The sequence below is a fragment of the Leisingera sp. F5 genome, from assembly GCF_001593695.1.
The window spans coordinates 1-11,133 of the sequence record NZ_LUKH01000061.1 but is presented as its reverse complement, the minus strand read 5'-3'; the positions used below and the strand labels follow the sequence as shown (position 1 = coordinate 11,133).

Annotated in this window: 11 protein-coding genes and 1 pseudogene; 5 read left to right on the top strand and 7 right to left on the bottom strand. The window is 63.1% G+C overall.

All coding sequences use genetic code 11. The features are described 5' to 3' along the window. Together A2I95_RS22880 and A2I95_RS22875 are read left to right on the top strand one after the other, a co-directional pair. Positions 1–1,089: pyridoxal phosphate-dependent aminotransferase (locus A2I95_RS22880; RefSeq protein WP_291733552.1), on the top strand; the 1,089-nt coding region annotated here is incomplete at its 5' end. Positions 1,090–1,103: 14 nt separating this feature from the next. Then, complete coding sequence (locus A2I95_RS22875; protein ID WP_027259422.1) at positions 1,104–1,517, top strand: hypothetical protein; 414 nt, start codon at positions 1,104–1,106, stop codon at positions 1,515–1,517. Positions 1,518–1,538: 21 nt separating this feature from the next. Here A2I95_RS22875 and A2I95_RS22870 read toward each other — a convergent pair whose 3' ends face one another. Next, positions 1,539–2,189: a hypothetical protein gene (locus A2I95_RS22870; RefSeq protein WP_291733551.1), complete on the bottom strand. Its 651-nt coding sequence runs from the start codon at positions 2,187–2,189 to the stop codon at positions 1,539–1,541. 349 nt (positions 2,190–2,538) lie between these two features. On the opposite strand from A2I95_RS22870, the gene A2I95_RS22865 reads away from it, so the two are divergent. Beyond that, positions 2,539–3,402, top strand: a complete 864-nt coding sequence (locus tag A2I95_RS22865) for a delta-class carbonic anhydrase (RefSeq protein WP_291733549.1) — start codon at positions 2,539–2,541, stop codon at positions 3,400–3,402. Positions 3,403–3,529: 127 nt separating this feature from the next. Here the strand turns inward: A2I95_RS22865 and A2I95_RS22860 are convergent, their stop codons facing one another. Both A2I95_RS22860 and A2I95_RS22855 read right to left on the bottom strand, forming a co-directional pair. Further along, the gene (locus A2I95_RS22860) at positions 3,530–4,513 is read right to left on the bottom strand and encodes an NAD(P)H-binding protein (protein ID WP_291733547.1); all 984 of its coding nucleotides are present in this window, start codon (positions 4,511–4,513) and stop codon (positions 3,530–3,532) included. A 143-nt stretch (positions 4,514–4,656) separates the two neighbouring features. Then, entirely contained in the window at positions 4,657–5,103 is a 447-nt protein-coding gene (locus tag A2I95_RS22855) for a nucleoside deaminase (protein WP_084294494.1), read from the bottom strand. A 133-nt stretch (positions 5,104–5,236) separates the two neighbouring features. On the opposite strand from A2I95_RS22855, the pseudogene A2I95_RS22850 reads away from it, so the two are divergent. Further along, a pseudogene (locus tag A2I95_RS22850) lies at positions 5,237–5,557 on the top strand (DUF1428 domain-containing protein); the annotation flags it as partial. Between the two features lie 87 nt (positions 5,558–5,644). Here the strand turns inward: A2I95_RS22850 and A2I95_RS22845 are convergent. Then, the gene (locus tag A2I95_RS22845) at positions 5,645–7,027 is read right to left on the bottom strand and encodes an MATE family efflux transporter (protein ID WP_035920431.1); all 1,383 of its coding nucleotides are present in this window, start codon (positions 7,025–7,027) and stop codon (positions 5,645–5,647) included. A gap of 123 nt (positions 7,028–7,150) precedes the next feature. Between A2I95_RS22845 and A2I95_RS22840 the strand changes: the two genes are divergently transcribed. Continuing rightward, positions 7,151–7,801 (top strand): TIGR02453 family protein, encoded by a 651-nt coding sequence (locus A2I95_RS22840; RefSeq protein ID WP_027259427.1) that lies wholly within the window; start codon positions 7,151–7,153, stop codon positions 7,799–7,801. Positions 7,802–7,805: 4 nt separating this feature from the next. Here the strand turns inward: A2I95_RS22840 and A2I95_RS22835 are convergent, their stop codons facing one another. From A2I95_RS22835 to A2I95_RS22825, 3 genes are all read right to left on the bottom strand, one after another. Then, complete coding sequence (locus A2I95_RS22835) at positions 7,806–8,711, bottom strand: hypothetical protein (RefSeq protein ID WP_291733543.1); 906 nt, start codon at positions 8,709–8,711, stop codon at positions 7,806–7,808. A gap of 1 nt (position 8,712) precedes the next feature. Continuing rightward, positions 8,713–9,348 carry a DUF1007 family protein gene (locus A2I95_RS22830; RefSeq protein WP_291733541.1) on the bottom strand — a complete coding sequence of 212 codons (636 nt, stop codon included), beginning with the start codon at positions 9,346–9,348 and terminating at the stop codon, positions 8,713–8,715. A 203-nt stretch (positions 9,349–9,551) separates the two neighbouring features. After that, positions 9,552–10,136 carry a pyridoxal-dependent decarboxylase gene (locus A2I95_RS22825; protein WP_291733540.1) on the bottom strand — a complete coding sequence of 195 codons (585 nt, stop codon included), beginning with the start codon at positions 10,134–10,136 and terminating at the stop codon, positions 9,552–9,554. Positions 10,137–11,133 lie beyond the last annotated feature (997 nt).

Sequence of the window (11,133 nt, the reverse complement as noted above, 5' to 3'; positions counted from 1 at the left end):
GGCGAGCCGGACTTTGACACGCCGCAGAATATCAAGGACGCGGCGGTCGCCGCCATTGCTGCGGGCAAGACCAAATACACCGCCCCCGATGGCATCCCCGAGCTGAAACAGGCGGTCTGCGCCAAGATGAAGCGCGACCACGGGCTGGACTACACGCCCGCTCAGGTCTCGGTCGGAACGGGGGGCAAGCAGACGCTTTATAATGCGCTGATGGCGACCTTGAACGACGGCGACGAGGTTGTGATTCCTGCCCCCTATTGGGTCAGCTACCCGGACATGGTGCTGCTGGCCGGCGGCACGCCGGTGATTGCCGAGACCTCGATCCAGACCAATTTCAAGCTGACCGCTGATCAGCTGGAGGCTGCGATCACCCCGAAAACCAAATGGTTCATCTTCAATTCCCCCTCCAACCCCACCGGTGCGGGCTACAGCCGGGCGGAACTGAAGGAACTGACTGATGTGCTGCTGCGCCACCCGCATGTCTGGATCATGACCGACGACATGTATGAGCATCTGGCCTATGACGGGTTCGAATTCTGCACCCCGGCGGAAGTGGAACCGGCTCTGTACGGCCGCACCCTCACCTGCAATGGCGTCTCCAAGGCTTATGCGATGACAGGCTGGCGCATCGGCTATGCCGCAGGACCGGAGAAGCTGATCGCCGCCATGCGCAAGGTGCAGTCGCAATCCACCTCCAACCCCTGCTCCGTCAGCCAATGGGCCGCAGTAGAGGCGCTGAACGGCACCCAGGATTTCCTGGCGCCCAACAACGAGACATTTGTCCGCCGCCGCGATCTGGTGGTGCGGATGCTGAACCAGATTGACGGCATCTCCTGCCCCACGCCCGAAGGCGCGTTTTATGTCTATCCATCCATCGCCGGGCTGATCGGCAAGGCCACACCCGCGGGCAAGGTGATTGAAACGGACGAGGATTTTGCCACCGCCCTGCTGGAAGAGGCCGACGTGGCCGTGGTCTTTGGCGCCGCCTTCGGGCTGTCGCCCAACTTCCGCGTCAGCTACGCTACATCCGACGCGGCGCTGGAGACGGCCTGCAGCCGCATCCAGGCCTTCTGCGCCGCGCTGACGTAACGGGAGAACAAGAGATGAGCGCCGATCTGCCGGACTATTATTTCCGCGTCCGTGAGAACGGCGCTTTTGTCTTTCGCGTGGACACCGAGAACCGCAACCGGCGGATTGAGATGGACCAGATCGCCGTTGTGAACATCCGCAACGGCGAGATCAAAGCGCATGGCCAGCGCGAATTGTCTGAACAGGACATCGCCGAGATCAAATCCTGGATGGAAGACCGCGCCGCCACCATTGCGGCCCGTGATACCGACGATATCCACCGCGCCATCGATCACCTGAACCTCACCGCCCATTGGGCCAACAGCCGCGCCACGGATGCGCAGCTGGAAGACGTCACCGACGCTTTGCTGCTGGCCATGCACGACCTGCGCGGCGTGCTGGTGCGCAAAAAGGCCGACCGGCTGATGAAAGACCGCGGCGGAGATTGACCTCCGGCCCGCAAGGGCGCTTCAGCCGCAGAACAGCGACCGCACCGAATAAGACCGGAACCGGGTCTCCGCCTGCCGGGTGACCGGGTCGTGCCGGATCACCCGGCGCCTGGGCAACAGCGGGCTGCCCAGCACAAACCGTCTGCGCTGCCACAATTGTTCCGCCGTGCCCGCCTCAGGCGCGCGCAGCCCCAGCCGCCACCGCAGATGCAGATCCCATCTTTCATGACGGTCACCGCCCAGGCGGAACAGATGCCCGGTTTCCTGCAGCGGGCGGGGCTCCGGCACCGGCCCGTCCAGACTCGCAACCTGACAGATGTACTGCTCCTTGACCGCCGCCTGCAAATTGGCGCCGCTCCGCGTCAGGGTGATCTTGTGCCCGCCCTTGATCCCTGCCCCGCGGATGGCAAATTCCAGTACATCCGGCAGCTTGAAGACCCGCGTTTCGGGGCCAAAAAGCCGCCGCTCGCCCTGCCAGCCGGATCCGCTGGCAAAATGCAGCACGAAACGGCCCGGCGGCACCAGCACTTTAAAGAACGCGCCGCCCTTGAAATAGGCCGCCAGCGCCTCGTCCCCGCTCTCTTCACTGCTCAGCACCAGATAATAATCCGCCCCCGGCGGGCTTTTCACCTGCAACGGAAAAACGGCCGGCAGTCCGGTTCTGTTCCACATCAGCCCGCTCCGGGGCCGCTCAGTCTCTGCCGCGGCGCCCGCAGCCAGGGCGATCAAAACCAGGCAGGCGAGCAAAACGCCCCTAAGAGACGCCGGAAAAACGGGACAGGGAACGGAGCTTGCCATAACAGGTGCCTCCTTGTCGCCAGTGGCAGTGTTTCCAACCAGCATATCACACCGCCGAAGCGGATGCAGCGAGCCCGTGAAGCAACTATAAGTTGCTTCATTTCCAATTGACACAACCCTAGCATCACATCTTGACCGCTGCTGCCTGAGCAGCCCCGCACCCGCAGAACCCGAGGTGCACCGGTACATCCCGCTTTTGTTCTCAGTTACAACAGGAATCCTTATGCAAAAACCCATTCTGTCTCTGATCGCCGCAACTGTTTCCACCCTGCTTGCCGGGACTGCAGCCAATGCTGTCGGCGCGGGTGCCGTTGCGGACAGTGTGATTGCCGAACAGCGCGCAGCCCTCGCGGCCAAGACCAAGGGCGCAGGTTCCGGTCCCCAGTCACCGCGCGACCTAGACGCCGCCGCTGGCAGCAACACGCGCAGCTTTGAGGCGGCCCCGGATTATGCAGAAATGAACCTGTGCAACATCCACTTTCACGAAAACGCCGAACACCGCGGCGGTGAATTCACTACTTTCGCCGGCAATGGCGACGGCCACGGCTATGGCACCGGCTACAAATACGGCGGCACGCTGACCACCGCAGAACTGGCATCGCTCGACCATCCCATCGGCGCAACCGAACACGGAGACCTGCAGCCCGGAGACACGATCGAGGTGCATTACGTCCACTCCACCGCCCAGGTGCAGCCCGGCCCGACCCTTGGGTCCTGCCTCAGCGATGCGATCAAAAACCCGCAGCTGCGGGTCGAAGCGCAGGTTTTTGTGCTGGTGAACGGCGAAAATGCGCTCGACTTCGGCGCACTGGCCCACTTGGGCAAAGCAAACGGGCTGCATCAGGCCAGCAATATTCCCAGCGATACCGGCACACCGGTGCAATATGCCGGCTCCACCACCGGCCCCGGCTATAACGAGGACGGCTCCCCCTTCCAGGTCTCCTGGAGTGTGCGCCCCAAGGTCGCCAAGGTGAACATTCATTCGGTTGGAAAGTGGCTGGAAGACAATGTCTTTCTGGAGGATCACGCCCACGGTGTTTGCAACCTGATCACGAACCCGGATCTGCTGTCAGGCATCAGCCGCTAGTACCGCAGGCTCAGCGCCGATGAAGGCCTGCCCGCGCAGTCCCCCCACGCAGGACAGGCCAGAGGCTTCGCGCTGCCCGCGCGAAGCCCCTCTTTTTCCTTCAGGCTGACAACCGGCCCGCTGCGGCTCAGGACCCCGTGGCGGCGGCCGCGTCTTTCATCGCATCGACACCCTTCTTCCAAAGGTTGCCCTGCCACAGCTCCTCAAGGCCCGTTTCACCGCTGGCGCCCTTGGTGGTCAGATAGTCATAATAGGAGGTCGGCTTGTGCCCGGTGATGTTATAGAAATCCGGGCTGCAGCGGGTGTAGAACCCATTGGTCAGATATTCAAAAAACTCGGCGCGGGTGGCCCCGAAATCCGCCTCGAACTGCTCCATAGACTGGGCGCGGTATTCAATCTCCTTGCCCATGGCGCGGCCCAGATCAGCGGCGATCTCTGCCATCGACTGCGGCGCCGGGCCGGTGATGTCATAGAACTTGTTGCCATGCCGCTCCGGGCCCTCGGCCAGCACCGCCGCCGCAGCTTCGGCAATATCGCGGGTGGCGACAAAGGAATTGCGCATGCCGCCCAGCGGGTTGGCGAACCAGCCTTCGGCCTCGATGGTGTCGCAATCGGTCTTCAGCAGGTGGTTCATGAAAAAGTTGTTGCGCAGCGCGGTCACGTTCAGCCCGGCGTCAATCAGCGCCTTCTCGCCCCACCAATAGTGCTGCAGCATCAGCGGAATGCCTGCGCCTGCGCGCGACGCATGGGTGTCCGCGTCATAATCGGCGGTATTGGTATCAGCCCCCATGCAGCTCACCCGCACCACATGCTTGATCTGATCCTTGCGCGCGCCCAGCGCCATGGCAAAGTTCAGATGCCCCTCCAGCATCGGATCCAGCGAGGCGGAATAGACCGCCGAAACACCGTCCAGCGCCGCCTCCCAGGTGGCCGGTTCCGACAGATCGAACTTCACAACCTCATCCGCGCCCAGCGCGGTCAGCTGGTCTGCCTTGGCCTCGCTGAAATAGCAGGCGCGCACTGTGAACCCGCCTGCGGCGGCCAAACGCGCCACCAGCTCGCGGCCGATACGGCCGGTGGCCGAGGTGATGAGAACAACGGGTTTGTACATTGGGGAGCCTCCTGCTGCCGCGCACCGTCCGAACGGTGCGCGCATATATTGCAATTCTGCGCAGACCCTACAGCGAACTCCCTGCGCCAAGCCTTCGAAACCCGACGCAAAATGCCATGGTTTCGTCAGACCTCAGACCACTGTCACTCGGCAATATCTTCCGCCCACAGCTCAGGCTTCTCCCGGATGAACCGTTCCATCAGCGCGATGCAGTCCGGATCCTCGGCAATCACCACTTCAACACCGCGCGAACGCAGGAAATCCTCGTTGCCGCCAAAATTCTTGGTGTCGCCGATCACCACCCGCGGGATGCCGAACTGCACAATGGTGCCGCTGCACATCATGCAGGGCGACAAAGAGGTATAAAGCACCGTGTCAGCATAAGATTTCTGCCGCCCCGCCTTGCGCAGCGCGTCCATCTCGCCGTGCGCAATCGGATCTCCCTTCTGCACCCGCTGATTGCGCCCCTGCGCCACCACCTGGCCGCCGCGCGCCAGAACTGAACCAATCGGGCAACCGCCCTCGTCAAACCCTGCCCTAGCTTCCTCATAGGCAATGCGCAGAAGGCGTGTGTCGGCATCGGTCATCATCTGAAACGGCCTCTTTCTGAATGAATACAAAGCTGTTCCGGCAGCCTGCCCGCGGGGCAAAACACGGTCAACCCCGCACCGCCCCAGGTCTGGAGCGCAGCGCTCCGCTGTGGCACACTCATGGTCAGGCCGGATGCTGCCCGCGCCGCCATTTGGAAGAGCCGCCATGTATGTCGCCGGATTTGTGGTCCCCGTCCCCAAGGAGAACTTCGAGGCTTACAAAGCCTGGGCCAAGTCCAGCGCCGCGCTGTTCAAGGAATACGGCTGCCTGGAAACTGTCGACTCCTGGGAAGACAACGTACCGGACGGCAGCCAGACTGATTTCCGCCGCGCCGTCGCTGCCCGGCCTGGTGAGCGGATCGTGTTTGCCTGGCAGGTCTGGCCCTGCAAGGCTGAGATGGAAGCCTCCGAAGCCCGGATCGCCAAAGACCCCCGCTTTGACATCCCGGCGGACATTCCCTTTGACCACAGGCGTATGATCCTGGGCGCGTTTTCGCCGGTCCATACAATGGGCCGGGCCGGGCAGCACGCACCCGCCCCCTTATGCCGCCGCAGCACCCACCGTCTTGATCGACTGCTTCCAAAAGCGCGCCATCAGGAACAGACCTGCAACGGACAGCCCCGCAATCAGCCCCACCCAGACGCCAACACCGCCCCACTCCAGCACAAAGCCAAAGACATAGGACGCCGGTATCCCAACCGCCCAATAGCTGAGCACGGCAATCACCATCGGCACGCCGGTGTCCTGCACCCCGCGCAGCAGGCCCAGTGCAATCGCCTGCATCCCGTCCATCATCTGAAACAGCGCCGCCGCCGCCAACAGACCTGCACCGATCAGCAGAATTTCCTTCTTCTGCGGATCCGCCGGATCCAGGAACAGCGACATCAGCGGGTCCGGAACGGTCAGAAACAGAGTGATCCCAACCACAGACACCACCAGCGACATCACCGTCACCACCTTGCCGCCGCGCGCCATATGCGCCCGGTCGCGCCGCCCGAACGCATTGCCCGACCGGATCGTAGCCGCATTGGACAGCCCCAGATGCACCATGAACGTCAGCCCCGCCAGCGAGATCGCAATCCCATGCGCCGCCAGCGGCACCGTGCCCAGCCAGCCCATCATCATCGCCGAGGCGGCAAACAGGCTGGTTTCAGCCAGGGTGGTCAGCCCGATCGGCGCCCCCATGCGGAACACCTGTCCCAGCATATCCCAGTCGGGGCGCTGAAAGTTCTTCAGCAGCTCATGCTCCGGCAGCACCTTCAGCGCATAGGCCAGCACTAGCACAAAGGACACCCCGTTGGTCACCAGCGACGCAATCGCCGCCCCGGTGATCCCCAGCTCCGGCGCGCCCCAGTTGCCAAAGATCAGAGCATAGTTCACCAGCGCGTTCAGCACGGCCCCGAAAACAGACAGCCACAACACGATCTGGGTGCGTTCCAGCGCTGCCAGATAGGATTTGGCAACCATATACAGCAGTGCCGGAAAGATCGCCCAGCCGGCTATCCGCAGATACTCTGCCGCCGCATGGGCAATATCCGCCTTTTGCCCCAGCATCAGCAGGATCGGTTCCGACCACCACAACAGCGGCATCGCCGCCGCCCCATAGACCAGCGACAGCCACAGCCCCATGCGGGTCGAGCGCCGGATCTGCCGCTCTTCCCCGGCACCCGCGGCCGCCGCCACCATCGGCATCACCGCAAAGGCAAAACCGGATCCCAGCAGGAAGATGGAAAAGAAATAGGTCGCCCCCAGCGTCACCGCCGCCAGCGCCTCTACCCCGTACCAGCCCAGCATCACGGTATCGGTCAGCCCGATGGCAAACTGCGCCACATGGCCGCCGATCAGCGGCAGCCCCAGGATGGCAATCGCCCTGGCATGGCCGCGCAGGGACATCTCTGTGTGTTTACTCGCCAATGTGTTCATGCTGTCAGCCTTAGGCTTGGGCGTGCCCCCCCGCAAGAGCGGAGTTTCCTTGCCCCTGCACAGGCCTATGGTGATAAACTGCACAGGCGGGTTTTCCGCCCGCTTGCCAGGAGCTTTTTTGCGATGACCGACACCTTTGCCCAGCTGATCCCCGATGCCCGCGCCTTTCTGGCGGCGCTTTCGCAGAACAACAGCCGGGACTGGTTCACCGCGCAGAAGGACAGATATGAAACCGAGTTGAAATCCCCAGCGCTGCGGCTGCTGGACGAGATTTCCCAAGCCATCACCCGGCGCAGCGGCGCTCCGGTGACAGGCAAATTGTTCCGCCCGCAGCGCGACGTGCGGTTTTCCAAGGACAAGACGCCCTACACCACCCATCTGCACCTGATGTGGACGCTGAACAGCAGCGGTTGCGCGCTGTTCTTCGGCCTTGCCCCGGATTACTGCACCGCAGGCGGCGGTATTATGGGCTTCAGCAAGCCGCAGCTGCCGCGCTGGCGTGCTGCCATCGACGGCGCCTATGGCGACGAGATCGCAGCGCTGACGGATATACTGGCGCTCAAAGGGTTTGCCGTCAAAGACCCCGAACTGAAACGCGTGCCCGCCCCCTATGGCAAGGCCCACCCGCACGGACACCTGCTGCAGCGCAAGTCCCTGACTTTCTGGCACGAGATGACTGCGCGTGAACAAGCCGCCCCGATGCAGGCCCTGATGTCAGCCTATCTCACCCAGGAGCCGATGTTTGCCCTGCTGGACAGCGCCCTGACCGCGTGATCCTTTACAATGCCCGCAGCATGATCTGGCCGGCCAGCACCGCCACCACTGCGCCTGCGGCGATCTCCAGCACTGCCGCGGCCCGCAGCACACCCGTCCCTTGCATCTGAGCCAGCGCGCCCTTGCGCAGGGTGACCGCTGCCGCCGCCACCGCCACAGTCACCGTTGCGGTGCCAAACCCCATGGCAAAGGCCCCGGCAATCCCGGCCCACAGCACGCCCATACGCCAGGTCAATAGCAGCAGAAACACCGCCCCCGTGCAGGGCCGCAACGCCACCGCGCCAATGATCGCCAGCGCATCACGCAGCGAGGAGACATTGGCCGCCTCCGCCGCTGTGGGCCCGTGCCGGTGCCCGCAGGAGGCACAGACATCTTCATGCTGATGATGGTGGCGGTGCTCTCCCGCCGCATCGGCCCGGCTGCCCGCCAGCCGCCGCGCACCGCGCAGCAGCAGCCACAGCCCCACCAGCGCAATCAGCCCGTAAGACACCGGCGCCAGCACATCCTCGGCGGCGCTGGTCAGCTGTTCCCGCCCCCAGTCCAGCAGCAGCAACCCGCCCGCCACCAGCAGCACCGCGGTGGCTGCCTGCGCCAGCGAGGACGCCACAGCCAGCCCGGCCAGCCGTGCCAGGGGCACCGGCTTGCCCATGCCGTAACCGCCGATCACCAGCTTGCCATGCCCCGGCCCTGCGGCATGAAAAAACCCATAGGCAAAACACAAAGCAAGCAGCGCAGTCAGCGCCCCGGGTTCACCGGACCGCAAGGCCCGCAACCCCCGTGCCATCGCGGTCTGCGCCTCGCGCTGGCCTTCGCCCGCCCAGGCGGCAACAACACCGGCGCCGCCAAAGCCCCACAGCCACGCTGCGAAAGCCGCAACTGCCAGCGCTGCAACTGCCAGAAAAGCCCGCACTTTACGCCCCGCAGCTCAATTGCACAGTATCGGCAAAGGCTTCGCCAACCTGAGGATAAGCCGCCTCTGCCTGATCCGCGGGCATCGCATAGAGCAGCTCTTCAACTTTGGTATAAGCCGCATCCAGATCCGGCGGGGTGACGCGCCCTTGGCAGCCGCCCGAAACCTCCAGCCCGCCGGTCAGGGTATAGGCCGTGTAATACGTTGGATCATAGGCCTTGATCACCACCCCGTCCGCTGCCTGCGGCTGCAGCAGAACGCGCCGGTGGCGGGTGGTGATGCGCCCCTCGGCAACCTCAGTGGACACATGCTCCGGCGCCCCCAGCGCCAGCGCAGCCCCCTCACGGGTCAGATAAGTGTCGCCCTGGAACCCGTCGGTCCAAACCATGTCAAACCCTTGCAGCCCGGCCAGTTCCGCGGCTGTCAGCGCACCGTCGTAATCGCTGTCCAACCCTTGATCCTCAAAAATCAGCAACGAGTAAAACTCGTCATAAGCCCAGGTGATCTCCACCGCCTGCAACTGCCCGGTGTCCGAAACACTCACTTTCAGCGCGGTATCGACAAAAATATGCGGATGCGATCCGGCGCCCTGCGGCACCATCAGCGCAAACGAAAGCAAAGGAACAATACGTTTCATGGCTACAGCTTTACGCCCCAATCCGCCCCCCCGCAACAGCCGCGCGCCTCACCGGCAGGCTTCAGCCTGGCCGCTTCTTTCTGGTCAGAAATACCTTGGGGTGAGGCCGGAGGGCCGAGGGGCAACGCCCCTTTTCTCTGCTTCAGCTTCACGCCTCCGGCCAGCCCCGCCCCCGGCATCCGGCCGGGCGCATGGCAAACCGCCTATGCAGCCGCCTCCCGCGCCACCGCCGCAATGGCCGCCCGCACATCCGCCTCGCGGCTGCGGTGGTTGGTGATCGCGGCGCGCAGCATCACCCGGCCCTGCGACCGGGTGGTGGAAAACACCGCCTCGCCGCTCTCCTGCAGGGTCTGGGCAACGCGCGCGTTGACCTCGGACTGCGCCTCAGGTTCCAGATCACTGCGGGCAGTAAACACGCAGACGTTCGACACCACTGGCGCCCCCAGCGCCATATCCTGCCGTGCTTCAATCTCTGCCGCCATGAATGCCGCCAGCGCGCAGTTCCCCGTAATGGCTTCCGAAAACGCCGCTTCGCCATAGGTTTCCAGCGCGGTCCAAACCTTCAGCGCCCGGTTGCCGCGGCTCAGGTCGATGCCGTAATCGCAGAACCACGGCTCGCCACCCGCCAGCCCGCGCTCGGCCCCCTCCAGATACGATGGCCGGGCCGAAAACGCCGCCCTGTGCTCGTCTTCGTTGCGCAGCAGCGCCATGCCGCAGTCATAGCCCACATACATCCACTTGTGGAAATCCAGCGCAATGCTGTCGGCCCGCCCAATCCCGTCGGACAACGACCGCCAAGGGACTTTTCGACGTTTGGTTCATACCGCTTGCCGTCTGTTTCAAACAGCATATCAACTTGCATTGACGTCCACTGCGACCAGACGGCGTCACGCACCTCAGCGATCGCCGCTCCCGTGGCTTCAGCGCAAATATCCGTCATGGTTCTGACCAGATTTACAGCATCCACAGCATCTTCTTTCTTGTGCAGACGTCCATTGTAACGAACCAGGCTATCAAGTAGCGCCTTTTGCCTTTGCTCAAAGTGTTCTGCGTTGGGATCAAGTGGAACATTAAACAGGCGCATGATTTTTCTAACCGCTTTTTCCCTCGCCTCCAGCTTGCGCCTTTGAACGATTGAAAAAGACCTCCACGCTCTTTTGTGGCGCATCTGAGACTTTACGCCCTGCAACAGCAGCCATTGGAAAGCTAGGATCGGAACAACGAGTATCATTTGAAACTCAAAAGCTATAGGCAGCTGAAAGATCGCGACCACCAGTAGCGCAGCAAGTGAAAGCAGTAGCATGGAAAAGCCCTAAAGAAGAATTTCTTGGGAAATTTTCACCTTGCCGTGTCAAAACTTGGGCGAAAATTGGAGTATTTACGCCCTCAAGTTTTTGCTGCTCCCTCAATTAAGTCCCGCACCACAAGGCCCACGCCTGACCTTGGGAGGGCGCGAATGCGCCTTCGTCATGCTGAAAGCATGCCTCCAACATGACGGGAAGGTCAGGCGCGGGCCGTGCCGCTGCGCGTCACGTCCCAAGGGGCACACCGCCACCGTCACATTCCAAGGCACCGGCATCAGCGAAGGGCTCCGCCCGTCCGAACCCCAAACGCTCCCCCGGAGCGTTTGCCGCTGCGCGGACCGGTTCGAACACCCGGATGTAAAGTCAGGCGCGGGCCGTACCGCTGCGCGCCACGTCCCAGAAGCACACCACCGCCCCCATTTCACCTTTGTGCAAATACTCCCGCCCCCTGCCCGGCAGGCGGCTTTGCCGCCGAGAGGGG

Coding starts and splice junctions, on each gene's coding strand:
- A2I95_RS22830 (WP_291733541.1), bottom strand. CDS start 9,348: ATGAAACGTATTGTTCCTTTGCTTTCGTTTGCGCTGATGGTGCCGCAG.
- A2I95_RS22845 (WP_035920431.1), bottom strand. CDS start 7,027: ATGAACACATTGGCGAGTAAACACACAGAGATGTCCCTGCGCGGCCAT.
- A2I95_RS22870 (WP_291733551.1), bottom strand. CDS start 2,189: ATGTGGAACAGAACCGGACTGCCGGCCGTTTTTCCGTTGCAGGTGAAA.
- A2I95_RS22840 (WP_027259427.1), top strand. CDS start 7,151: ATGACCGACACCTTTGCCCAGCTGATCCCCGATGCCCGCGCCTTTCTG.
- A2I95_RS22875 (WP_027259422.1), top strand. CDS start 1,104: ATGAGCGCCGATCTGCCGGACTATTATTTCCGCGTCCGTGAGAACGGC.
- A2I95_RS22865 (WP_291733549.1), top strand. CDS start 2,539: ATGCAAAAACCCATTCTGTCTCTGATCGCCGCAACTGTTTCCACCCTG.
- A2I95_RS22860 (WP_291733547.1), bottom strand. CDS start 4,513: ATGTACAAACCCGTTGTTCTCATCACCTCGGCCACCGGCCGTATCGGC.
- A2I95_RS22855 (WP_084294494.1), bottom strand. CDS start 5,103: ATGATGACCGATGCCGACACACGCCTTCTGCGCATTGCCTATGAGGAA.